Source organism: Vreelandella halophila (assembly GCF_019903425.1).
Taxonomy (GTDB): Bacteria; Pseudomonadota; Gammaproteobacteria; order Pseudomonadales; family Oleiphilaceae; genus Halospina; species Halospina halophila.
Window position 1 is genome coordinate 2,559,619 of sequence record NZ_JACHUZ010000013.1, and the last position, 23,224, is coordinate 2,582,842.

General features: G+C 61.9%; 19 protein-coding genes and 2 tRNA genes. 9 read left to right on the forward strand and 12 right to left on the reverse strand.

Translation table 11 applies throughout. The features are described from left to right. Positions 1-60 precede the first annotated feature (60 nt). From H4I92_RS16195 to H4I92_RS16205, 3 genes are all read left to right on the forward strand, one after another. Positions 61-1,341: a PEGA domain-containing protein gene (locus tag H4I92_RS16195; RefSeq protein ID WP_077531550.1), complete on the forward strand. Its 1,281-nt coding sequence runs from the start codon at positions 61-63 to the stop codon at positions 1,339-1,341. Positions 1,342-1,388: 47 nt separating this feature from the next. Continuing rightward, positions 1,389-2,474, forward strand: coding sequence for a response regulator (locus H4I92_RS16200; RefSeq protein ID WP_077531551.1), 1,086 nt, complete (start codon positions 1,389-1,391; stop codon positions 2,472-2,474). A 68-nt stretch (positions 2,475-2,542) separates the two neighbouring features. After that, positions 2,543-3,394, forward strand: a complete 852-nt coding sequence (locus H4I92_RS16205) for a 6-pyruvoyl trahydropterin synthase family protein (protein WP_077531815.1) — start codon at positions 2,543-2,545, stop codon at positions 3,392-3,394. Between the two features lie 52 nt (positions 3,395-3,446). Here the strand turns inward: H4I92_RS16205 and H4I92_RS16210 are convergent. The 3 genes from H4I92_RS16210 to gltX form a co-directional block, all read right to left on the reverse strand. Continuing rightward, positions 3,447-3,522 (reverse strand) — tRNA-Glu (locus tag H4I92_RS16210). Between the two features lie 7 nt (positions 3,523-3,529). Further along, a tRNA-Ala gene (locus H4I92_RS16215) sits at positions 3,530-3,605 on the reverse strand. 65 nt (positions 3,606-3,670) lie between these two features. Continuing rightward, positions 3,671-5,158 carry a glutamate--tRNA ligase gene (gltX, locus tag H4I92_RS16220; protein WP_077531552.1) on the reverse strand — a complete coding sequence of 496 codons (1,488 nt, stop codon included), beginning with the start codon at positions 5,156-5,158 and terminating at the stop codon, positions 3,671-3,673. 163 nt (positions 5,159-5,321) lie between these two features. Here gltX and H4I92_RS16225 point away from each other — a divergent pair, with 163 nt between their 5' ends. The 5 genes from H4I92_RS16225 to H4I92_RS16245 all read left to right on the forward strand — a co-directional run bounded on the left by H4I92_RS16225 (position 5,322) and on the right by H4I92_RS16245 (position 10,253). Continuing rightward, positions 5,322-6,224: a zinc ABC transporter substrate-binding protein gene (locus H4I92_RS16225; RefSeq protein ID WP_077531553.1), complete on the forward strand. Its 903-nt coding sequence runs from the start codon at positions 5,322-5,324 to the stop codon at positions 6,222-6,224. Positions 6,225-6,230: 6 nt separating this feature from the next. Continuing rightward, a complete protein-coding gene (gene dusA / locus H4I92_RS16230) occupies positions 6,231-7,223 on the forward strand; it encodes a tRNA dihydrouridine(20/20a) synthase DusA (protein WP_077531554.1) in 993 nt (330 codons plus the stop codon). Positions 7,224-7,327: 104 nt separating this feature from the next. Next, positions 7,328-8,293: a transaldolase gene (gene tal, locus H4I92_RS16235; protein ID WP_077531816.1), complete on the forward strand. Its 966-nt coding sequence runs from the start codon at positions 7,328-7,330 to the stop codon at positions 8,291-8,293. A gap of 26 nt (positions 8,294-8,319) precedes the next feature. Continuing rightward, entirely contained in the window at positions 8,320-9,432 is a 1,113-nt protein-coding gene (locus tag H4I92_RS16240) for a 3-deoxy-7-phosphoheptulonate synthase (RefSeq protein ID WP_077531555.1), read from the forward strand. A gap of 17 nt (positions 9,433-9,449) precedes the next feature. Beyond that, positions 9,450-10,253, forward strand: coding sequence for a glycerophosphodiester phosphodiesterase (locus H4I92_RS16245; RefSeq protein ID WP_077531556.1), 804 nt, complete (start codon positions 9,450-9,452; stop codon positions 10,251-10,253). Here H4I92_RS16245 and sthA read toward each other — a convergent pair. The 9 genes from sthA to H4I92_RS16290 form a co-directional block, all read right to left on the reverse strand. Further along, complete coding sequence (gene sthA / locus H4I92_RS16250; protein WP_077531557.1) at positions 10,237-11,631, reverse strand: Si-specific NAD(P)(+) transhydrogenase; 1,395 nt, start codon at positions 11,629-11,631, stop codon at positions 10,237-10,239. The genes H4I92_RS16245 and sthA overlap by 17 nt on opposite strands. 47 nt (positions 11,632-11,678) lie before the next feature. Next, positions 11,679-11,927, reverse strand: a complete 249-nt coding sequence (locus tag H4I92_RS16255) for a (Na+)-NQR maturation NqrM (protein WP_077531558.1) — start codon at positions 11,925-11,927, stop codon at positions 11,679-11,681. Between the two features lie 98 nt (positions 11,928-12,025). Beyond that, positions 12,026-13,252, reverse strand: coding sequence for an NADH:ubiquinone reductase (Na(+)-transporting) subunit F (nqrF, locus tag H4I92_RS16260; protein ID WP_077531559.1), 1,227 nt, complete (start codon positions 13,250-13,252; stop codon positions 12,026-12,028). 36 nt (positions 13,253-13,288) lie between these two features. Continuing rightward, positions 13,289-13,897 (reverse strand): NADH:ubiquinone reductase (Na(+)-transporting) subunit E, encoded by a 609-nt coding sequence (nqrE, locus tag H4I92_RS16265; protein WP_077531560.1) that lies wholly within the window; start codon positions 13,895-13,897, stop codon positions 13,289-13,291. Beyond that, positions 13,897-14,562 carry an NADH:ubiquinone reductase (Na(+)-transporting) subunit D gene (locus H4I92_RS16270; protein ID WP_077531561.1) on the reverse strand — a complete coding sequence of 222 codons (666 nt, stop codon included), beginning with the start codon at positions 14,560-14,562 and terminating at the stop codon, positions 13,897-13,899. The genes nqrE and H4I92_RS16270 overlap by 1 nt, the downstream gene beginning before the upstream one ends. A 3-nt stretch (positions 14,563-14,565) precedes the next feature. Beyond that, positions 14,566-15,366 carry a Na(+)-translocating NADH-quinone reductase subunit C gene (locus H4I92_RS16275; protein WP_077531562.1) on the reverse strand — a complete coding sequence of 267 codons (801 nt, stop codon included), beginning with the start codon at positions 15,364-15,366 and terminating at the stop codon, positions 14,566-14,568. Further along, positions 15,353-16,561: an NADH:ubiquinone reductase (Na(+)-transporting) subunit B gene (locus H4I92_RS16280; RefSeq protein WP_077531563.1), complete on the reverse strand. Its 1,209-nt coding sequence runs from the start codon at positions 16,559-16,561 to the stop codon at positions 15,353-15,355. Before H4I92_RS16280 ends, H4I92_RS16275 begins: the two co-directional genes overlap by 14 nt. A gap of 3 nt (positions 16,562-16,564) precedes the next feature. After that, positions 16,565-17,920, reverse strand: a complete 1,356-nt coding sequence (locus H4I92_RS16285; protein WP_077531564.1) for a Na(+)-translocating NADH-quinone reductase subunit A — start codon at positions 17,918-17,920, stop codon at positions 16,565-16,567. A 146-nt stretch (positions 17,921-18,066) separates the two neighbouring features. Then, positions 18,067-19,551 (reverse strand): glyceraldehyde-3-phosphate dehydrogenase, encoded by a 1,485-nt coding sequence (locus H4I92_RS16290; protein WP_077531817.1) that lies wholly within the window; start codon positions 19,549-19,551, stop codon positions 18,067-18,069. A 173-nt stretch (positions 19,552-19,724) separates the two neighbouring features. Here H4I92_RS16290 and mfd point away from each other — a divergent pair, with 173 nt between their 5' ends. Continuing rightward, on the forward strand, positions 19,725-23,222 hold the full coding sequence (gene mfd, locus H4I92_RS16295; protein WP_077531565.1) for a transcription-repair coupling factor: 3,498 nt from the start codon (positions 19,725-19,727) through the stop codon (positions 23,220-23,222). Positions 23,223-23,224 lie beyond the last annotated feature (2 nt).

Below are 23,224 nucleotides of genomic sequence, written 5' to 3' on the forward strand. Positions count from 1 at the left end.
ACAGGTGGCGCACCGCCCCCTGTCTGACCCGCTGTGTCGGAATGAACGGAGTGGCATGCAATGATCGACTACAGACCGCTGCTGTTTGCGAATTTTCTCGCGATCATGCTGCTGGTGACGGCCGGTTTTGCCACCATCCAGCGCTCTCCGGAGCTGGTGGGCTCACGCATTCCGGTGGTCTCGCCGCCTTCTTCCGGGGAGACTGAAGCAAACGCGGACGATGAGCACGCCTCAGCAGACGCAGCCCAGGCCGATACCGACAGAATTCCCAGGGTTATTCCGGCCGTTTCCGTACCCGATACCGGGAGCGGTGCCAAAACCACTGCCGATGCCGCCAGCGCCGAAGCGGCGGCTGACACCCTGTCCGCCACGTCCACAGAGCAGGCGCAGGAACAGAAGCAGGAGCCAACACAGGCACGGCTGACACTGCGCTCCAACGTCTACGACGACCAGGTGAAAATCAACGGCGACCCCAGGGGCTCCACCGCCATGGACCTGGAGCTGGATCCGGGGACCTACAGCATCGAGATCAGTAAACCGAAGCACAGCACCTGGCGGGAACAGATCCACCTGGATGCCGGAGACGCCCCCACCCTGATGGCACGCCTTGAGCGCTATACCACAGTCCGCTACCGCGACGGCACCTGGGAACACGGCGTGAAAACCGGCGAGGGTACCTACGGGGACAGCGACGGCCTCACCTATGAAGGCGAATTCCGCAACGGCGAGTTTCACGGCGAGGGTACGGCCCATTTCCCGGACAGGCGCATCTACGAGGGCGAGTGGCAGCAGGGCGCCATGCATGGCGAAGGCAGCCTGCAGCACCCCAATGGCGATGTCTACGAGGGCGAGTTCCAGGACGGTGAATACCATGGACGTGGTACGCTCACGGCCAGCAACGGCGATACCTTCACCGGTAACTGGGAGGACGGCGAACTCAATGGGCACGGCACCCTGACCACCGCCGAAGGACTCATGTACGTGGGTAACTTCCGGGACGGCCAGCTCCACGGCGAAGGTCGCCTGACCTACCCCGACGGCGGCTATTACCGCGGTGACTTCGCCAACGACCGTTTCCATGGCGAAGGGGTTCGCACCTTCAGCAGTGGCCGCCAGTACCAGGGCCAGTTTGTCGATGGCCGCTTCCACGGCCGGGGCGAGATCCGTCATCCCAGCGGTGCCAGCATTGAAAGCACGTTCCGAGAAGGCGACCCTTACGGCGAGGTCCGCATGACGACACCGGAGGGCGAGGTCTTCACCGCCCGCACTTCGGAGCCGGGTGTGTGCTACCGCAAGGGCAGCTACCGGGAAACACAGTGTCCCTCCATGGAGGCGTGGTGACCATGTCAGCCGATCCGGTAACAACGCAGTACGCAAGAGGAAGTCAGATGACCATCAATACCGCTCTGCTGGTGGACGACTCCAAGGTCGCCCGCTTCGCCCTGAGCAAGCTCCTTGAGAGCCGCAACATGGATGTAAGCATGGCGGGCTCCGCGGAGGAGGCCCTGGATCTTCTGAACAGCGAGCAGCCACCGGACGTCATCTTCATGGACCACCTGATGCCGGGCATGAATGGCGTGGAAGCCACCAAGGCCATCAAGCGCAACCCGGCAACCGCCTCCATCCCGGTGGTCATGTGCACCTCGAAGAAATCGGATGATTTCATCCAGGAAGCGCAGGGATACGGAGTCTACAACATCCTTACCAAGCCCCCGCAGGCGGATGGGCTCGACAGCATCCTCACGGCGCTGACCCAGGACCTGAACCAGGGCACCCTGCCCGAACCACCGGCACCCGAGGATGTGGCCGAGACACCGGATGAATCCGACCCCCTTGAGACCGAGGCCAGTGTACGGCTTGCGGACAGTCGCCAGAGCGCGGGTGCCGAAGGGGATACCGTGCCCCTGACCACTGAGCTGATCGAACAGATCGCACGCTCGGCGGTGAAGACCCATATCCATAACCGGCTGCACGAGCTGCTTTCCAGCCTTTTCGACGAACAGCACGACCATGTCCGCCGCCTGATCGAGGACAGTGAGCGCCGACGGGAAAAAGCCATAGAAAAGCAGACCGCGGATTTCCGCGAGCTGGTGGAGGGCCGCCTGGAGTCGCTGAAAAACGAGGTAGCCGCCGAAGTCACCCTCAATCTGGGCAATGAGCTCAGCGAGCTGCGCCGGGAGGTCCGGGAGCAGACACAACAGGGGCTGACGGAAGGCGACCTGAATGCTCTCAAGGACCACCTGACCGCGACACAGACGGTGGATACGGAATTCTGGCAGTCACTGCAGTCGGAAGCCGTCCAGCAGGCCCATGACATCGCCCGGGATACCTCCGAGGAAGTCGCCCAGCGCACCCTGGATCTCTACCGGCGCGAGCAGAAAACCACGGCAGCTCGGATCTACACCATGGCACTGGCCGTCAGCCTGGGCATCTTCAGTCTCGGCATTGCCTGGCTGGGCGGGCTGATCGGCTGAGCCGCTGCCCGCCCCATGCGGTGATCTGCTACCATGCGGGCTTTCACTCCGCAGGCAGCCACCGCATCATGAACCGTCTTTTCGTTGATAACCTGACCGTCATAGACTTTGCCTACCTGGACCCTCACCGCGGCCTGGTCGGCGAAAGCTGGATCGTGGACATCGAACTCGCCGGCGAGCTGAACGAGGCCGGCATGGTGTTCGACTTCGGCCATGTCAAAAGCACCATCAAGGCGCATATTGACGACCAGGTGGACCACCGGCTGCTGATCCCGGCGGATTATTCCGGACTCCAGTGGCTGGACCCGGAAGCGGCCGGGCATTTCCGCTGGCACCTGGAGGACGGCACCTGGATCGAGCATCGATCACCGGAGCAGGCGGTTACCACCGTCCCCGGCACAGCCGTTGAACGCCAGGCCATCGCCACCCGGCTTTCGGAAAGCCTGCAGCGGATCCTTCCAGACAACGTCCAAAGCGTGCACATCAGCCTGCGCCTGGAGGCCATCGAAGGCGCCTGGTACCACTATGCCCACGGGCTCAAGAAGCATGACGGCAACTGCCAGCGCATCGCCCACGGCCACCGCTCCCGCATCCGGATCCTGCGCAACGGTCAGCGCGCCCCGGACCTGGAGCACTACTGGGGCGAGCGCTGGCGTGACATCTACCTGGCAACAGCCGAAGACCACACCGAAACCTTCGAGGATGCAGGCATCACCTATCATCGGTTCAGCTACGATTCGGACCAGGGCCATTTCGAAATGGCCCTGCCGGCGGCCCGTACCGAGATCATGGGGCCGGATACCACCGTGGAGTGGATTGCCTGCCATCTGCGCGATGAAACCCGCAAGCTGGAACCGGAAAGCCGGATTGAGGTGTACGCCTTCGAGGGAGTGAACAAGGGCGCTATCGCGGAGGGCTGAGTCCGGAATACGGACATAAAAAAGCCGGCCAAATGGCCGGCTTTTCTGTATCTGGCGTCCCGTAGGGGACTCGAACCCCTGTTACTGCCGTGAAAGGGCAGTGTCCTAGGCCTCTAGACGAACGGGACTGAAAAGTGGTGGAGCCAGGGAGGCTCGAACTCCCGACCTCGGCGCTGCCAGCGCCGCGCTCTCCCAGCTGAGCTATGGCCCCACTGCGTCCAACGGGTGCGTATATTAGTGGCGACCCAGGGGCGCGTCAACCCCTGATTGCCGCCTTTATTCGCCGGTCTCCAGTGCCGCGTATTCCTTCTCGACCTTCTTCGCCTGCTTCTTGGAGAAACCACCCAGCACATTCAGTGCATGGCGCAGGCGTGCCCGGCTCACGTCCGGCCCCAGAAGCCCCATGGAGTCCACCACCGACCAGGAATTGGGAGTCCCTGCGATAGCCACGAAGATCGGGAACATGAATTCCCCCATCTTCAGGCCCATGGCACCCGCAAGCGCCTTGAGGTCGGCAAAGACCGTATCCCGGCTCCAGTGGCGCTCCGCCTCGAGACGCCACAGGGCAAACTGCAGGATCCGGCGCACTGTCTCCTCATCCAGCTTGCGGTGCTGGAAGTCCTCGGGGCGCATATCCAGCATCCCGGAGAACATGAACGACGCCATGGGCGCGATGTCCGAAAAGGTCTCAACACGGCTCTTGAGGTGCGGCACCAGCGGCGCCAGCTGCTCACGGCTGAACCACCAGTCCCCCACCCGGTCCATGAAGGCCTCGTCGCTCAGCGTCTCGCGGATCCAGAGGCCGTTGAGCCAGCGCAGCTTGGCCTGATCGAACACCGGGCCGCCGAGCGAGACCCGATGGATATCGAATTCCGCCTGCATCTCCTCGAGCGTGAACCGCTCCCGCTCGTCCGGCATGGACCAGCCCATGCGCCCCAGGAAGTTCAGCACCGCCTCGGGCATGAACCCAAGCCGCTCGTACAGGCTGATGCTGGTGGGGTTCTTGCGCTTGCTGAGCTTGGTGCCGTCCTCGTTGCGCAGCAGTGGCATATGGCAAAGGCTCGGCATCTCCCAACCGAAGTACTCGTAAAGCAGCTTGTGCTTGGGCGCGGAATTGATCCATTCCTCACCCCGGATCACATGCGTGATGCCCATACGGTGGTCGTCCACTACGTTCGCCAGGTGGTAGGTGGGCATGCCGTCGGACTTGAGCAGGATCTGGCAGTCGATCTGGGTCCAGTCGATGCTCACCGTGCCACGGAGCATGTCCTCAATCTCACACACGCCCTCCTCCGGCACCTTCATCCGGATCACATAGGGCTCGCCGGCGTCCATACGGCGCTTCACCTCATCCGCCGGCAGCTCCAGATCCCCCTTGATGCCCGGGTTGAGCCCCTGCTCGCGCCGGGCATCGCGGATGGCATCCAGCTCCTCAGGGCTGCGGAAGCAGTAAAACGCATGACCGCTCTCGACCAGCTGCTCGGCATAGGCACGGTACTCATCACGGCGCTCGGACTGGCGGTAAGGGCCGTACTCGCCGCCCACATCCGGCCCCTCGTCCCATTCCAGCCCCAGCCAGCGCAGGGAATCCAGGATCGCCTGCTCGGACTCCGGCGTGCTCCGGGCCTGGTCGGTATCCTCAATTCTCAGGATGAACTGCCCGCCGTGCTGGCGCGCAAAACACTGGTTGAACAGCGCGATATAGGCCGTACCCACATGCGGGTCGCCGGTGGGCGAAGGGGCGATTCGGGTTCTGACGGTCATATCGGTTCCTGGCTCCTCGACTAGGTCGGCATCGACTCAATGAAAGCGCGCATTATAACGTCTCCACCGGGCCGGGTCGTCCTTCCGTATCCTCACCTATGGTCGTTTACGCCCTGATTGGATAGAATGCAGCCTCCACTGATATGTTATGTTATAACGCTCTATGACTGATCGAAATCTGCTGTACCTGCTGATACTCCTTCTGGGCCTCATGGCCACGCCCGCCTGGGCGGAGCGCCCCCTTGTTGTTACCAGCACCCACCCCCTGGCACTGATCGTCAAGGAGGTGGCGGCTGAGCAGGCGGATGTCCAGGCCCTGGTGCCCGCAGATGTCAGCCCCCATCACTACAGCATGCGGCCCTCTGAGCGCCGCAGCCTGGCGGAGGCGGATCGCATCTACTGGCTGGGAGCCGGGCTGGAACCGTTCCTGCAGGGAACCATGAGTGACAGCACGCTGTCCGGCAAGGCGCGGACACTGGTCGGGGAGCCCCAGGGCCAGTCGGAAAATGATGAGCACGGCCATCACGGCACCGGCGAGGACCCCCATGTCTGGCTGTCCCCGGAACGGGCCCTTGCCATGGCCGAGCGTGCCAGGGAAACCCTTGACCAGCTGGACGGGGTGGACAGACAGGCCATTGAACGCAATCACAGACGCTTTGAGGACCGTCTGCATGAGACTGAAGAGCGCATCCGTGCACAGCTTGACCCCCTGCAGATGATCACGCTGTTCACCTATCACGATGCGTTCCACTATTTCGCGGACCACTTCGGGCTGACCATCGCCGGCACGCTCACCAGCAACCCTGAACGCAGCCCCAGTGCACGACACATCGCGGGCCTCCAGCAGTCCCTTGAAGAGGCCCGATTCCCCTGTATCATGACGGAAACCCAGCTCGGCGGTGACTGGTGGCGCGGCCTTGATGTGCCCCAGCCCCTCGCTGTCAGCCGCTGGGATCCCATCGGGGGTGACACCCCTGTCGAAGTGGGTGGCTATACAGCGTTCCTGGAGTCCCTTGCGGAGGCGGTGAGCCGCTGCCGCCCCGAACAACCATCCAAGGATAAGTAGACCGGCATGCAGCACCCGGAACCGGATCGCCGTTTCAGCATCGCACCCATGATGGATCACACCACCCGGGACTACCGCTGGTTCGTCCGGGGCCTGACCCGTCATGCCCTGCTATACACCGAAATGGTAACCACCGGCGCCCTCATCCATGGCGACCGGGCACGCTTCCTGGACTATGACGCGGAGGAGCACCCCATCGCCCTGCAGCTGGGAGGCGCGGACCCGGCGGAACTGGCCCAGTGCGCGGCCATGGCCGAAGCCTGGGGCTATGATGAGGTCAACCTGAACGTGGGCTGCCCCAGTGACCGCGTCCAGAACAACCGTATCGGCGCCTGCCTGATGGCGGAACCGGACACCGTTGCCCGCGCTGTGGCCGCCATGAAGGCCAGCACAACCCTGCCCGTCACCGTCAAACACCGTATCGGCATCGACGGCCACGAGCAGTGGGAGGATCTGGTCCACTTCATTGAACGGGTCGCGGAGGCCGGATGCCGCACCTTCATGGTTCATGCCCGCATTGCCATCCTTCAGGGACTCAGCCCCAAGGAGAACCGAGAGGTGCCGCCATTGAAGTATGACTGGGTCCATGCCCTGCGGGAACGCTTCCCCCAGCTGGAAATCATCATCAACGGCGGTTTCTGGCAGATGGACGCCATTCGTGAGCAGCTCCAGTACGTGGACGGCGTCATGATCGGCCGTGCCGCCTATCAGCAGCCCTGGCTGCTGAGCCGCGTGGACCCGGAGATCTACGGCGCACCAGATCCCTGCATCACGCGCGCAGAGGCCATCGAGCGGTTCATCCCCTATCTGGAGCGGCGCCTGGCCGAGGGGGTTCCCCTGCAGGCCATGACCCGTCACATCATGAACCTTTTCCACGGCTGTGCGGGTGGCCGCCAATTCCGTCGCCATCTCAGTGAGAACGCCCATCGCGCCGGGGCCGGCACCGGGGTTGTCCAAGATGCGCTGAGCCTGGTCCGGGAAAAGGCCGATGCCGCCTGACTGGCGGATTCCGCGCTTGTGACACCGGCGACAGCGCGCTATCGTGACTCGGGTTACCCTTCAGGGTTCCTTACACCCGGATGCACAATGGACGCAACCAGCCGATGACTTCCAAACTTGATCAGCTTCGTCAAATGACCACCGTGGTCGCCGACACCGGTGATCTGGACGCCATACGCCAGTGGCAGCCCAGGGATGCCACAACCAACCCGTCGCTGCTGCTCAAGGCCGTGTCCTCGGACGCCTATCGCCACCTGGTGGAACAGGCACTGGACTGGGCCCGGGAGCAGGGCCGGAGTACCTCTCCGGACCCTGTTCTCGCCGGTGACTGCCTCGCCGTTCTGGCTGGAGAACAGATCCTGCAGAGCGTGCCGGGAATGGTCTCCACCGAAGTGGACGCGCGCCTGTCGTTCGACCGCGATGCCACCATCGCCCGGGCGCGGGAGCTTACGCAACTCTATCGCCAGCGGGGCGTGGATACAGACAGGGTCATGATCAAGATCGCCGCCACCTGGGAGGGCATCCAGGCCGCCCGGGTGCTGGAGCGCGAAGGTATTGCGTGCAACCTGACACTGCTGTTCTCATTCACCCAGGCGAGGGCCTGTGCCGACGCTGGCGCCACATTGATCTCACCCTTTGTGGGGCGGATTCTTGACTGGCATCTGGCGCAGACCGGCCAGGACGCCATCACCCCAGCCGAGGACCCCGGTGTGCGCTCGGTACAGCGCATCTACGACTATTACAAGGCGCACGGCTACCAAACCATTGTCATGGGGGCGAGCTTCCGCAACCAGGGCGAGATCGAGCACCTGGCCGGCTGTGACCGGCTGACGATCAGCCCGCAGCTTCTGGAATCGCTGTCACAGGATACCGGCACGCTGGAGCGGCGCCTGGACCCCGGGAACACAAGCTGCAAGGAATCCCATGCCCCGCTGGATGAGAGCGGCTTCCGCTGGCATCTCAATGAGGATGCCATGGCCACCGATAAGCTGGCTGAAGGCATCCGGCGCTTTGCCGCCGACCAGCGTCAGCTGGAAAAGAATCTGGGAGACTGGATCCAGGCCGCCTGAACGCCATACAGAGACCCGGAGGGCCCATGCTACTGATACTTCATCCGGATACGGATCGCGACAGCGACGCATACCGCGAGACCATGAACTTCCTCGATCAGCTCAGTAATGTCGAGGTCCGGGTTCATGACGTGCTCGGAAGCCAGCAGACACTGACCGAGGTCTACCTGATCGGCGACACCAAGGCTCTGGATGCCGGGGAAATTGAAGCACTGCCCGCCGTCGAGCGGGTCATCCGCATTTCCGACGACTTCCGGGTCCTCGGTAGGCACAGTGACGCCGAACGCCAGACCGGTTTCGACTACAACGGCATCCACTTCGACCAGGACAACCTCAATGTCTTTGCCGGCCTGTGCGCGGTAGACAACCCGACCCACGTGGAGGAGATGCTCAGGGCCCTTAAGGACAACGGTCAGCAGTGCACCCGGATGGGCGCGTACAAGCCCCGCACCAACCCCTATTCCTTCCAGGGCCATGGTGCGGACTGCCTGCCCTGGGTATTCGAACTTGCAGGCCAGTACGACATCCGGGTGGTCGCCATGGAGGTGACCCACGAGAACCACGTGCATGAGATCAAGCAGGCACTTGAGCAGACCGGGCACCCGACAGGCGTGATGCTCCAGGTGGGGACCCGCAACACCCAGAACTTCGAGCTGCTCAAAGCCCTGGGCCGCCAGAGCACCTTTCCGGTGCTGCTCAAGCGCGGATTCGGCATCACCCTGAACGAATCCCTGAATGCGGCTGAATACCTGGCCACCGAGGGCAACACCAATGTGATCTTCTGCCTCAGGGGCATGAAGACCGAGGCCGGCAACCCGCACCGCAACCTGGTGGATTTTGCCCACATTCCGGTGGTCAAGCGCCTCACCCGCATGCCGGTCTGCATTGACCCGTCACACTCGGTGGGTGTCCGTGACCGGGCACCGGATGGGATGTCCGATATCGTCCATGCCACAGCGCAGGGCGTGATCGCCGGGGCCAACATGATCCTGGCGGACTTCCATCCAAACCCGGAAAAAGCCCTGGTGGACGGTCCCCAGGCACTGCTGCCCCGGGATCTGCCCCGGTTCCTGAAAGACGTTGAACTCTGCCACGAGACGTACCGAAAACGGCGCGCTCTCTACACCGATAACGGATGAAGGAGGCATCCGCGTCCATGCTGATCTACGGTCATCGCGGCGCCAAAGGCGAAGCACCCGAGAACACCCTTGCCGGCTTCATGCACGCTTACCGCCACGGCATTCGCCGCTTTGAGATGGACATCCTTCTTTCCCAGGACGGCGTTCCCGTGGTCATTCACGATCGCTCCCTGCTGAGGACCACGGGCAGCGACCGCACCGTCAGCTCGGTCTCCGCCCTGGAGATGAGCACCCTGGATGCCCGCCAGAACACCGCGAACTGGCACCACGCCACGGGCATTCCCAGCCTCGATGACGTGGTGCGGGCCTGCCCCGACTACAGACACCTGCAGCTGGAAGTGAAATCCGATGACCGCGGCCGGCTCAACCGGCTCTGCAACCGCCTGATTGAGTGGATCCAGCGTGAGAACCTCTACGAGCGGATCACCCTGACCTCGAGCAACACCGGCTTCCTGCGTTCAGCCCGCAGGCTGGATCGGCGGGTAAGCCTGGGCTATGTGGCGGAAAGGCGCTTCCCCTCTCCGGTCCGCCAGGCCAAGAGCCTCGACTGCCAGTACCTGTGCTGCAATTACCGGATCTGCAGCGAGGGCCTGGTCAGCGACGCCCGCAACAAAGGCATGAGCGTGTCCACATGGACGGTCAACCGGATCCACGACATGCTGGAGCTGGAGAAAATTGGCGTGGCGTCCGTGATCACGGACTACCCGACCAGCGCCCTGGTCTACTTTGAGAACCGGCGCCGGCTGGGCCATCAGGTGGAGAGCCTGCGCGGCCCTGAAGCCGCCACAGACCCGGACCCCTCTCTCAGAAAATCCGGTTGAGACCGTTGAGAGCCGCCACCCTGTAGGCTTCCGCCATGGTGGGGTAGTTGAAGGTGGTATTGATGAAGTAATCCAGGGTGTTCGCCTCACCAGGCTGGTTCATGATCGCCTGTCCGATGTGGACGATCTCCGCTGCCTGGTCACCGAAACAGTGGATGCCCATAAGTTCCTTGGTCTCCCTGTGGAACAGCAGCTTGAGCATGCCCACCGGATCCCCGGAAATCTGCGCCCGGGCCAGGTCCTTGAAGAACGCTTGCCCGACTTCATAGGGCACCTTGGCTTCCGTGAGCTCCCTTTCAGTCTTACCCACGGAACTGATTTCCGGAATGGTGTAGATACCGGTGGGTACGTCGTCCACATAACGGAAGTAGCGGTCCGCCATGATGTCCGACGAGGCGGAGCGGCCCTGATCGTAGGCGGCGCTGGCGAGCCCGGGCCAGCCGATCACATCGCCAACGGCATAAATGTTCGGAACCTGGGTCCGGTAGTGATCGTCCACGGCCAGCTGGCCACGGTAATTGGTTTCCAGACCCACATTCTCAAGGCCCAGGGATCCAGTGTTGCCGCTCCGGCCGTTGCACCAGAGGAAGGCATCGGACCGTACCTTCTTGCCGGATTCAAGGTTCAGCACCACACCGTGGTCATCCCCCTCCACCGACTCGTATTTCTCGTTATGACGGACCAGCACGCCGTTATTCCGCAGGTGATAACTGAGTGCGTCCGAGATCTCATCATCCAGGAAGGACAGGAGACGGCTTCCGGGGTTGATCAGATCAACCTTCACGCCCAGTCCGCAGAAGATGGACGCGTATTCGCAGCCGATCACGCCCGCGCCATAAATGGTGATGGTGCGCGGCGTATGCGACAGCGTCAGGATCGAGTCACTGTTGTAGATCCGGTCGTGTGAGAAATCCACGTCCGGCGGCAGATACGGCGAGGAGCCCGTGGCGATCACAAAACTGTCTGCCGTGATCCGCTGCCCACCGGTCTCCTCATCATGCAATTCCAGCTGGTTCTGATCGAGGAAACGTGCACGGCTGTGAAAGCGCTGGACCCGGTTACGGGCATAGAAGGCAGTGCGCAGCTTAACCTGCTTGTTGCGTACGCGTTCGGCATTCTGCAGCACACGCGGGAAAGAGAACCAGCGCGGCTCCCCGATATCGCGGAACATCGGATTGGTGTTGAAGTTGATGATCTGCTTGACCGAGTAACGCAGGGCCTTGGACGGAATGGTCGCCCAGTGGGTGCAATTGCCACCGACGGTCTGCTTGTCATCCACAATGGCAACCCGCCGACCGTTCTTTGCTGCGTTCATGGCGGCCCCTTCACCCGCGGGTCCGGCACCAATCACTACAACATCAAAATGCTGATCCGACATCCGCTCAATCACTCCTCTGTCTGCCTGAATTCAGTAACCGGTGCCGTTCAGGTTCGCCGGTCGCTGTCTGCATTGTAGGTAAGGCTCTCCGCTTCTCCAGCGTCCGGCGCCTCTTCATCGTCGGCGCAGCTTCCTGATGATCGCCCGCAGACGGAACAGCCGCTGCCGCCGCCAACCTGATTGCCAACGCCCCCGCAGGAGCCGCTGATGGGCTTGCGCCCGAAGATCACACCGATCGACATGCCGGCAATCAGCACCATTACCAGAACCAGTGCCAGTACAAATGTCACAAACATGCTTACCTCCCTAACACGATCCGCCCAAGGCCATGTTGACGCCCCGCCGGCCGCGGATTCAACCAAAAACACCCGGCCTTGGCCGGGTGTTCTCGGGGTCAGCCCCCGAAATCATCCAGGGCTATGTTCTCATCCTCGACGCCCAGATCCTTGAGCATCTTGATGGTCACCGCATTCATGATGGGTGGCCCACACATGTAGTACTCAATGTCCTCGGGTGCCTCATGGTGCTTCAGGTAGTTCTCATAGAGGACATTATGGATAAAGCCGACATCGCCTTCCCATTCGTCCTCGGGCAGTGGATCGGACAACGCCACATGCCAGGTGAAGTTGTCATAGTCCTCCTGAAGCTGGTTAAAGTCCTCAACATAGAACATCTCACGCCTGCTGCGCGCGCCATACCAGAAGGTGATCTTCCTGTTGGTGTTGATCCGCTTGAGCTGGTCGAAGATATGCGCCCGCATTGGCGCCATACCAGCACCACCACCGATGAAACACATCTCCGCGTTGGTATCCTTGGCAAAGAACTCGCCGAAGGGACCCATGACCGTCATCTTGTCGCCCGGTTTCAGGGAGAACACGTAGGACGACATCTGCCCCGGCGGATGGCTGGTACCGGGCGGTGGCGTTGCGATACGGATGTTGAAGCGCAGCTCGCCCTTCTCTTCCGGGTAGTTGGCCATTGAGTAGGCCCGCACGATGTCTTCCTTAACCACCGACTTGATGTCCCAGAGACCGTGCTTGTCCCAATCCTCGTGGTACTCCTCCTCCACGTCGAAATCCTTGAAGTGCACCTCGTGCGGCGGCGCCTCGAACTGCACATAGCCGCCGGCGCGGAAGTCCACTTCCTCGCCTTCCGGCAGGTTGAGGATAGTTTCCTTGATGAAGGTGGCCACGTTGTGGTTCGACTGGACCGTGCACTCCCACTTACGCACACCGAAGAACTCCTCCGGCACCTCAACCTTCATGTCCTGCTTCACGGGCACCTGGCAGGAGAGGCGCCAGCCTTCGCGCTGCTCCCGTGGCGTGAAATGGTTCTTCTCCGTCGGCAGCACAGCGCCACCGCCCTCGTGAACCTTGCACACGCACTGGCCGCAGCTGCCACCACCGCCACAAGCGGACGACAGGAAGATCCCCTGTTCGGCAAGCTTGCCCAGCAGCTTGCCGCCGCCCTGTGTCGTGAAACTGTGTTCCGGGTCGCCGTTGACCTCGATCTCTATATCACCGGAACTGACCAGTCGCGCCCGCGCACCAAGGATGATCGCGACCAGCGACAGGACGATCACGGTGAACATCACCACGCCCAGTATGATTTCTGTAACCATGACTCCGCCTTCTGCCTTGAATCCGAATACGCCGTACTACAGCGATATGCCCGAGAAGGACATGAAACCGAGCGACATCAGCCCCACGGTAATGAATGTGATACCGAGCCCACGCAGTCCCGGCGGGACGTCACTGTACTTGAGCTTCTCACGGATACCCGCCAGTGCCACGATGGCCAGGGCCCAGCCGACGCCGGCGCCAAAGCCATAGGCCACACTCTCACCAAACGCATAGTCACGCTCGACCATGAACAGCGATGCACCCAGGATGGCACAGTTCACCGTAATCAGCGGCAGAAAGACCCCGAGCGCGCTGTAAAGTGCCGGCACGTAACGGTCCAGGAACATCTCCAAAATCTGTACCAGCGCCGCGATCACGCCGATGTAGGTCAGAAGCCCGAGAAAGCTCAGGTTCATGTTGGGCAGCCCAGCCCAGGACAGGGCGCCATCACGCAGGACATAGTTGTAGATGAGGTTGTTCACCGGCACTGAAATGGTGAGCACCACGACCACAGCGATCCCCAGTCCCAGAGCCGCCTCGACCTTCTTGGAAATGGCCAGAAAGGTACACATCCCCAGGAAGAAGGCCAGCGCCAGGTTCTCGACGAAAACCGCCTGGAGGATGAGGCTGATATAGTGTTCCATCAGAACGCCTCCCGTACTTTATGGGGCTGCATCTCAAACTCCTCTTCCTCAACCTGGTCCGGATCCCAGATCCGCACAGCCCAGATGAAGAAGCCAATCAGGAAGAAAGCACTCGGCGGCAGCAGCATCAGGCCGTTCGGGACATAGAAGCCACCCTCACTGGCCAGCGGCAGAACGGTGAAGCCCATCCAGGTACCCGCACCCAGGATCTCCCGGAAGGTGGCCACTACGATCAGGATCACACTGTATCCTATGCCGTTACCGAGCCCGTCCACAAAGCTCAGCCAGGGCCCGTTCTGCATCGCGAAGCCTTCAGCCCGGCCAAGAATGATGCAGTTGGTGATGATCAGCCCCACGAACACCGACAGCTGCTTGCTGATCTCGTAGGCGAACGCCTTGAGGAACTGGTCCACGACAATGACCAGGGAAGCAATGATGGTCATCTGGACAATGATCCGGATACTGCTCGGGATCTGTTTGCGGATCAGCGATACCGCAAAGTTGGAGGCACAGGTCACCGCGATCACGGAAGCACACATTACCAGACTGACTGTAACACTGGAGGTAACGGCCAGAGCCGAACAAATACCCAGGATCTGAAGTGCGATCGGGTTGTTGTGCAGTATGGGTCCAAACAGGACGTCTTTGGTTTTCAGTTCCGCCATGGATCAGATCTCCCCGTTGCGCACCCTGGCGAGGAAAGGCGCGTAGCCCCGCTCGCCAAGCCAGAAATTGATCGTGCTTTCCACCCCCCGGGATGTCAGCGTTGCCCCGGAAAGCGCATCCACCTTGTGTTCGCGACCCTCGGTGTTCTCGCCCACACCGCCCTTGATCAGACGGAAATTGGGGTTCTGCCAGTTGCCCGGCTCGTAGATCTCCTTGCCCTTCCACTTGGCAACCCAATCAGGGCTCTGGATCTTCGCCCCCAGCCCCGGGGTCTCGCCGTGTTCGTAGAAACGGAGCCCGGCAACGGTGTTCCCATCCCCTTCAAGGGCCAGGAAACCGTACATTGTTGACCAGAGTCCATAGCCGTGGATCGGAAGAACCACCCGCTCCACCGAGCCATTATCCTTCAGGACGAAGGCCTTGCGATAGGTCGCCTGCCGGTTGATGCCGGCCGGATCATCCTGCAGCCCCCGGGATATGTCCGGATCGCGGGCAGCCCGGCGCTGGTCATAGGATTCCGCGGACTCCGCCTTGACTGTTTCGGGAGAAACCGTCTCCCCCGTTCCCATCTCCACCAGCAGTACTTCAAACCGCTCAAAGGTTTCCGCGACCTTATCATTGGACGCATCCGCCTCAATGATTCCGGCCGCGGCGAGCATGTTGGAGCGTGTGCTCAGCGCCTCGTTGCGCTCCTGGGCCGGGCGCAGCGTAACCGCCGCGCCGGAGACAATCACGGAGAAGACGATGCTGAGCGTTACGGCGACGATCAGGATCTTGCTGACGGTATCGTTAGACTGCGACACGGGCCTGCCTCCGCTTGATATTCGCCTGAATGACGAGGTGGTCGATGAAGGGCGCGAACAGGTTCGCGAACAGGATCGCGAGCATCACACCCTCCGGGAATGCGGGATTCACAACCCGGATCAGTACCGTCATCACGCCGATGAAGATGCCGAACACCCAGCGCCCGGTGTTGGTCATGGACGCGGACACCGGGTCCGTCGCCATGAACATCATGGCAAACGCGAAGCCGCCGATCACAAAGTGCCAGTGAGGCGGAATCTCGAACATCGGATTACTGTCGGAGCCAACCGCGTTGAACAGCAGCGCGGTGCCGATCAAACCAATCAGCGTACCAAATACGATGCGATAACTGGCGATCTTCATCAACAGCAGCACGGCACCGCCGATCAGGATCGCCAGTGTTGACGTCTCGCCAACCGAGCCCTGCATGAATCCAAAGAAGGCATCAAACCAGGTCAGGTGATCACTCAGCCCCTCCAGGCCATCGGAGGCGGCAACGCTCAGTGCGGTTGCACCGCTGAATCCATCCACGGCCGTCCAGACCTCATTGCCCGAGATCTGGGCTGGATACGCGAAGTACAGAAACGCCCGGCCGGTCAGTGCCGGGTTCAGGAAGTTCTTGCCCGTGCCCCCGAAGATTTCCTTCGCAACGACCACACCGAAGGTGATGCCCAGCGCCACCTGCCACAGAGGAATGGTTGGCGGCAGGATAAGTGCGAACAGAATGGAGGTCACAAAAAAGCCCTCGTTGACCTCGTGCTTGCGCACGGTCGCAAAAAGAACTTCCCAGAAACCACCAACCACAAAGGTCACGAAATAGATGGGAACGAAATAGGCGGCACCGAAGATGATGTTATCCCAGATGCTGCTGGGGTCATTGCCCGCCAATGCGGAGATGAAGGCGGCACGCAGCCCCTCATCCGTCATGGCCATACCCTGCTCGGCCAGGTAGGTGTTGGCCTGGTAGCCCGCATTCCACATGCCAAAGAACATGGCGGGGAAAACACAGAACCAAACAGTGATCATGATCCGCTTCAGATCAATCCCGTCACGCACATGAGCGTTGGTCCGGGTCACAGACGGCGGTGTGTAGAAAATGGTGTCCACCGCTTCGTACAGGGGATACCAGCGTTCAAAACGCCCCCCTTCGTCAAAATGCGGTTCAACCCGGTCTAATATCTGTCTCAGCCCCATGAATCAGCCCTCGATCTCAATGCGCGTCAGATTCTGCCGGAGGATCGGCCCGAACTCATACTTGCCGGGGCACACGAAGGTGCACAGAGCAAGGTCTTCCTCGTCGAGTTCCAGTGCCCCGAGCTGCTGGGCCTGTTCGGTGTCCTGAACGATCAGCGAACGCAGCAGCTGGGTGGGCAGGATGTCGAGGGGCATCACCTCCTCGTAGACTCCGATCGGCACCATGGCCCGTTCCGAGCCATTGGTTGTGGTGGTGAAGTTGAATCGCTTGCCCGGCATCAGCTTCGACAGGTAGATGTTGAGACGGGAAAAACGGTTCGGCCCAGGTGACAGCCACCCCATGAAGTAACGGCGATAGCCCTCCTCCAGAGCGGTGATTTGGGTGGCTGTCCGCGCCAGATAGCTGACAGGCCCGCGCGCGGCGCGCCCGCCCAGAACGGAGCCATTCACCAGACGGATATCCATGTCCCCCTGCTCCAGTTCACCTTCGAGCAGTTCCTCGAGGCTGGCACCGATACGGGTGCGGAGCAGGCGCGGCTTTGCGGCACAGGGGCCGGTTATGGCCACAATCTGTTCCGTGGGCAGCATACCGGTAGTAAACAGACGGCCGATATCCATCACATTCTGGTAACCCACCGTCCAGACCACCTTGTCGCCACCCACGGGGTCAATGAAGTGGATATGGGTACCGACATTGCCGGCGGGATGGGGGCCGTCAAACGTATGCTGCTGGAACTGCTCACCCTTGGGCATCGGGATCCGGGCATCCGGACCACCCCCCAGATGGACAGCGCCACTGGTCAGCCGGGAAAGCACGCGCAGACCGTTCTCAAACGCCTCGGGATCCTCGTTAATGATGGTCTGGGGATCCGGAGACAGCGGATGGGTGTCCATCGCGGAAACGAAAATGGCGTGGGGTTCCGGCGCGTCAATGGCCGGCACCTTGCTGTAGGGGCGGGTTCTGATCACCGTCCACATGCCGGAATTGACGAGGTTGTCCACCACGTCCTGACGGGCAAGCCCATCAATATCGGAAGCGCTGTAACGGTTGAAGGTCTCAGCCTCCTCATTCTCATCCACTTCGATGACGAGGGACTGGAAAACACGCCGTTCGCCGCGGTTGATTTCACGGACGGTACCGCCAGCCGGGGCGGTGTAGACAACGCCTTCGTTCTTCTTGTCCGTGAAAAGGAGCTGCCCACGCTTGACCTGGTCGCCCTCCCGAACCTTCAGAGTCGGCTTCATGCCGATGTAATCAAAGCCGGTCAGGGCCACATGCCTCACAGGCCGTCCCTGATCGATGGTCGGTTCGGGCGCGCCAGTTATCGGAAGATCGAGGCCTTTCTTGATCTTGATCATTCGCTTTGCCCAATCAGAACTGGATGGAGTGAAAAACCGGCCCAATTATAGAGATACCAGGCCCAGGATTCCACACAGAACCGGCCCGGAGCGACTACCCAATAGGTGGGAGACGCCCTCGGGCCGGCCGCGTGCCATGGAGTTGATCAGTGATCCGCGGCGGTGCCGCGCTCCGGGAAAATGGGGAAGGACATGCCTGCCATTTCACTCACCAGCCGGATGACCTGGGCGCTGTAGCCCGCCTCGTTGTCATACCAGACGTAGAGCACGGCACGGTTACCGTTGGCGATCGTGGCCTGACCATCCACAACCCCCGCATGGCGGGAGCCCACAAAATCGGAGGACACCACCTCGGGGGAACTCACGTAATCAACCTGCTTCTGCAGATCCGAGTGCAGCGCCACATCCCGCAGGAACTCGTTCATCTCATCGCGTGTTGCGGCCTTCTCAAGGTTCAGGTTGAGAATGGCCATGGACACGTTGGGGGTGGGCACCCGGATGGCGTTGCCGGTGAGCTTGCCGTCCAGATCCGGCAGGGCCTTGGCAACCGCCTTGGCGGCCCCGGTCTCAGTCAGGACCATGTTCAGCGGTGCGCTGCGGCCCCGGCGCTCACCCTTGTGGTAGTTGTCGATCAGGTTCTGATCGTTGGTGTAGGCATGGACTGTCTCCATGTGTCCATCAACAATACCGAACTGCTCTTTTACCGCCTTGAGCACGGGGGTAATGGCGTTGGTGGTACAGGAAGCCACGGAGAGGATGCGATCCTCGTCCGAGTACAGATCATTGTTGATGCCTGGAACGATGTTCTTGATGTTGCCCTTGCCGGGCGCTGTCAGAACAACACGGCTTGCACCCTTGGAGTTAAGATGCAGACCAAGGCCTTCGTCGTCACGCCACTTACCGGTATTGTCGATGATGATGGCGTTGTCGATGCCGTACTGGGTGTAATCCACCTGGTCCGGGCCGTCGGAATAGATGACCTTGATGTAGTTGCCATTGGCGATGATCGCCTCGTTTTCCTCGTCCACCGTAATGGTGCCGCGGAAGGAGCCGTGCACGGAATCGCGGCGCAGCAGGCTGGCACGCTTTTCCAGGTCGTTCTCGGCCCCGCCCTTGCGGACGACGATGGCACGCAGGCGCAGGTTGTTCCCGCCGCCGGCCTTCTCCACCAGGATGCGGGCCAGGTACCGGCCGATACGGCCAAAGCCGTACAGGACAATGTCCTTGGTGTCGCTCTCGCTGGCCACCCTGGCTTCCTCGTCGTAGCGGTCGACCACCGGGTTGACCGCTTCACGCAGGAAGTCTTCCAGGCTCTGCTGGTCGCGCACCTCATTGTACTGGTTCGCGAGCTTGCCGATGTCGATGTGCGCCTGGCCCAGATTCAGGCGGTCCAGTGTCTCGAGGATCGGATAGGTATCGTGAACATCCAGCTCTTCCGCCTCAATCTGGCGCACAAATCGGTGTGCCTTGAGGATGTTGATGACCGACTGGTTGATCAGCGCCCGGCCGTACATGGACGTCACCACGTTGTTGCGGCGGTACAGACGGCCGATCAGCGGAATCATGGCCTCGGCGATGGCTTCACGCTCGGTCCAATCGGAAAAGTAGCGGTTGAGTTGCTCCTGGCTCACGATCAGGGTCCTCTGAAACAGGGTGTATGTCGGGTCATGGCCTCTGCCCTTGCGGGCTGGCGTATTATCCAGCTTAAAACGCTCCGGCGCAATCAACTCCCGCCCCGCCGGGGTGGCAGGCGTGGCGTCTCGGCCTTAGAATGGCGCCTCCGCACACCGACCATGCAGCGTTGATGAACCAGACCAGCACCCAGCCCCCGCTCCTGCCCGTTGACCCGCCCACCGGCGGTGGCGATCACCGTCACTGGGGCTCGCTCCCCGGCAGCACCCGCTCCCTGGCCATACTTGAGGCCAGCCGGCGCTTCCCAGGGCTGACGCTGGTGATCACCGGCAGCACCGACGAGGCCCAGGCGCTGGAACAGGAACTGGCGTTCTACCGTGACGATGAACAGGACGAGGCCCTGCTCTCACTGCCTGACTGGGAAACACTTCCTTACGATATGTTCTCGCCCCACGAGGCGATCATTTCCCAGCGCATCCGGACACTGCACAACCTGCCCCGGATGAGGCGCGGTTTGCTGGTGCTGCCAGCCCGGACCCTGATGCACCGGCTGCCCCCACCGGCGTTCACCGAGGGCAATACCCTGATGCTGGCTACCGGCGACCCGCTGCCCATTGATGACTGGCGCCAGCGGCTCGAGGCCGTGGGCTACCGGCATGCCGATAACGTCCAGGAACACGGTGAGTACGCCGTCCGCGGCTCAATTCTCGACATCTACCCCATGGGAGCTGATCTCCCCTACCGGATTGAGCTCTTTGATGACGAGGTGGAAACACTCCGCACCTTCGACCCGGAAACCCAGCGCTCCATTGACCAGGTTGAACGCATCGAGCTGCTGCCAGCCCATGAATTCCCCTGGGACGAACGCTCCCGCCAGCGGTTCCGCAGCCGCTGGAACGAGGCCTTCCCGGAAGCACCCCGCGAGGCGCCCGTATATCAGGATGTGGCCGCCGGCATACGTCCGCCGGGGATCGAGTATTTCCTGCCGCTTTTCTTCGACGAAACCGCTACCCTGTTCGATTACCTGCCGGAGCAGTCCCTGGTCCTGACCGACCCGGAACTTCAGGGTGCGCTGGATCACTTCCAGGCGGAGGTTGATGAACGCTATGAGGAACGCCGGTACGACCGCTACCGGCCAATCTTGGCCCCCAAGGAAGTATTTCTCCGGACCGAGGAATGCTTCCGGCACATCCGACGCCTGCCCCGGGTTACCTGGTTCGCCGAGGAACAACCCCAGGCTGCCGGTGTGCTCAACATGCCCTGTGCCCCACTGCCGGATATTGCACTGGACGCCAGGGCGGAGGATCCGGCGGCAAAACTGCGGGCCTTCATGGACGAACGCTCGCCCCGGGTGCTCTTTGCCGCCGACTCCGCAGGCCGCCGCGAAGCGCTGCTGGAGCAGTTAAGGCAGTACGGCTGGCAACCCAGGGAGGTCGATAACTGGCAGCAGTTCCAGGCCGCCAGTGACACCGTGGGACTGTGTACGGGCCCGCTGGAACATGGAGCTTGGCTGAATGAGGCCGGGCTCTGCGTCATTGCCGAAGCGGAACTCTACGGCCAGCGGGTGATGCAGCGCCGGCGGCGCCAGCGCGCCACGGACTCGGACACCGAAGGCAGCATCCGGGACCTTTCCGAGCTGCGCGTGGGTGCCCCCGTAGTGCACATCGACCACGGCATCGGCCGCTACCAGGGGCTGCAGACCATTGAGGTGGATGGCCAGCCCACTGAGTTCCTGACCCTGCAGTACGCCAACGGCGCCAACCTCTATGTGCCGGTCTCCAACCTGAACCTGATCTCGCGCTACAGCGGTGTGGACGATGCCACCGCGCCCCTGCACCGGCTCGGTTCCGAGAAATGGACTCAGGCCAAGCAGAAAGCGCTGGAGAAGGTCCGGGACACCGCCGCCGAGCTTCTGGATGTGTACGCCCGGCGCGAAGCCAGCCAAGGTCACGCCTTCCCGCAACCGGATGACGCCTACCATTCCTTCTGCGCCGAGTTCCCGTTCGAGGAGACACCGGACCAGATGGCCGCCATTGAGGCCGTGGAGCAGGACATGGCCAGTGAACGGCCCATGGACCGGCTGATCTGCGGCGACGTGGGCTTCGGCAAGACGGAAGTGGCCATGCGCGCCGCCTTCCTGGCCACCCACGCGGGTAAACAGGTGGTGGTACTCGTACCCACCACCCTTCTCGCCCAGCAGCATTACGACTCCTTCCGGGACCGTTTCGCGGAGACCGGCGTGCGCGTGGAGCTGCTCAGCCGCTTCCGCAGCCAGAAACAGCAACAGGCAACCATGGCCCGCGCCGCCGAGGGCGAGGCGGACATCATCATCGGTACCCACAAGCTGCTCCAGGGCGACCTCAACTTCCCTGACCTGGGCCTGACGATCATCGACGAGGAGCACCGCTTCGGCGTCAACCAGAAGGAAAAGCTCAAGCAGCTGCGCGCCCAGGTGGACGTTCTCACCCTGACAGCCACGCCCATCCCGCGCACCCTCAACATGGCCATGGGCAACCTGCGGGACCTGTCCATTATTGCCACGCCACCGGCGCGGCGGCTGTCGGTGAAGACCTTTGTGCGCCGCCGTGAGGATGCCCTGGTCAAGGAAGCGATACTCCGGGAGATCCTGCGTGGTGGCCAGGTCTACTACCTGCACAATGACGTGGAATCCATCGAGCGACTCGCCGAAGAGGTTCGGGCCCTGGTTCCGGAAGCCAGGGTGGGCGTGGCGCACGGCCAGATGCGCGAGCGTGAGCTCGAGCAGATCATGTCGGATTTCTACCACAAGCGCTTCAACGTGCTGATCTGCACCACCATCATCGAGACGGGGATCGACATTCCCAGCGCCAACACCATCCTCATCGAGCGCGCGGACCGCTTCGGTCTGGCCCAGCTCCACCAGCTGCGCGGCCGGGTCGGCCGATCCCATCACCAGGCCTATGCCTACCTGCTGACTCCCGAGGGCAAGAAGATCACCGGGGATGCAGAGAAACGCCTGGATGCCATTGCCGCCGCCCAGGACCTGGGGGCCGGCTTCATGCTCGCCACCCACGACCTGGAGATCCGCGGCGCCGGCGAACTGCTCGGGGATGATCAGAGCGGCCAGATCCAGGGTGTGGGCCTGACCCTCTACATGGAGCTTCTGGACGAGGCCGTGAAGGCCATCCGCGAGGGCCGCACACCCAACGCGGATCTGCCCATCCGCCACGGCACCGAGATCAACCTGCGCATCCCCGCCCTGATCCCGGAAGACTACCTGCCGGATGTTCACCAGCGCCTGATCCTCTACAAGCGCCTGGCCAGCACCCAGAGCCAGGAGCAGCTGAAGGAGCTGCAGGTGGAAATCATCGACCGCTTCGGCCTGCTGCCGGAACCGCTGAAGAACCTGGTGCGCCAGACCGGCCTGCGCATACGGGCCGAAGCGCTCGGGATCAGCAAGGTGGATGCAGCAGGTTCCTCCGCCACCATGGCATTCAGCGCCGATACCCGGGTGGATCCACTGGTGCTGGTGGAGCTGGTCCAGAGTTCACCCGGCGACTACGCGCTGGAAAGCGGCGACCAGCTGAAGTTCCGGCTGAACGGGGAAACCGCGGATGATAGACTCAATGATCTTGACCGCTTCCTGACGCTCCTTGAAGAACGCGCCACGGAAAGCAAAGAAACCCAATAGAG

What these genes read in the sequence shown, in the direction of transcription:
- H4I92_RS16225 (WP_077531553.1), top strand. Translation starts at nt 5,322, where the DNA reads ATGACTGATCGAAATCTGCTGTACCTGCTGATACTCCTTCTGGGCCTC.
- H4I92_RS16270 (WP_077531561.1), bottom strand. Translation starts at nt 14,562, where the DNA reads ATGGCGGAACTGAAAACCAAAGACGTCCTGTTTGGACCCATACTGCAC.
- H4I92_RS16195 (WP_077531550.1), top strand. Translation starts at nt 61, where the DNA reads ATGATCGACTACAGACCGCTGCTGTTTGCGAATTTTCTCGCGATCATG.
- dusA (WP_077531554.1), top strand. Translation starts at nt 6,231, where the DNA reads ATGCAGCACCCGGAACCGGATCGCCGTTTCAGCATCGCACCCATGATG.
- nqrF (WP_077531559.1), bottom strand. Translation starts at nt 13,252, where the DNA reads ATGGTTACAGAAATCATACTGGGCGTGGTGATGTTCACCGTGATCGTC.
- H4I92_RS16280 (WP_077531563.1), bottom strand. Translation starts at nt 16,561, where the DNA reads ATGGGGCTGAGACAGATATTAGACCGGGTTGAACCGCATTTTGACGAA.
- mfd (WP_077531565.1), top strand. Translation starts at nt 19,725, where the DNA reads ATGAACCAGACCAGCACCCAGCCCCCGCTCCTGCCCGTTGACCCGCCC.
- nqrE (WP_077531560.1), bottom strand. Translation starts at nt 13,897, where the DNA reads ATGGAACACTATATCAGCCTCATCCTCCAGGCGGTTTTCGTCGAGAAC.
- H4I92_RS16245 (WP_077531556.1), top strand. Translation starts at nt 9,450, where the DNA reads ATGCTGATCTACGGTCATCGCGGCGCCAAAGGCGAAGCACCCGAGAAC.
- tal (WP_077531816.1), top strand. Translation starts at nt 7,328, where the DNA reads ATGACTTCCAAACTTGATCAGCTTCGTCAAATGACCACCGTGGTCGCC.
- H4I92_RS16240 (WP_077531555.1), top strand. Translation starts at nt 8,320, where the DNA reads ATGCTACTGATACTTCATCCGGATACGGATCGCGACAGCGACGCATAC.
- gltX (WP_077531552.1), bottom strand. Translation starts at nt 5,158, where the DNA reads ATGACCGTCAGAACCCGAATCGCCCCTTCGCCCACCGGCGACCCGCAT.
- H4I92_RS16200 (WP_077531551.1), top strand. Translation starts at nt 1,389, where the DNA reads ATGACCATCAATACCGCTCTGCTGGTGGACGACTCCAAGGTCGCCCGC.
- H4I92_RS16255 (WP_077531558.1), bottom strand. Translation starts at nt 11,927, where the DNA reads ATGTTTGTGACATTTGTACTGGCACTGGTTCTGGTAATGGTGCTGATT.
- H4I92_RS16205 (WP_077531815.1), top strand. Translation starts at nt 2,543, where the DNA reads ATGAACCGTCTTTTCGTTGATAACCTGACCGTCATAGACTTTGCCTAC.
- sthA (WP_077531557.1), bottom strand. Translation starts at nt 11,631, where the DNA reads ATGTCGGATCAGCATTTTGATGTTGTAGTGATTGGTGCCGGACCCGCG.
- H4I92_RS16285 (WP_077531564.1), bottom strand. Translation starts at nt 17,920, where the DNA reads ATGATCAAGATCAAGAAAGGCCTCGATCTTCCGATAACTGGCGCGCCC.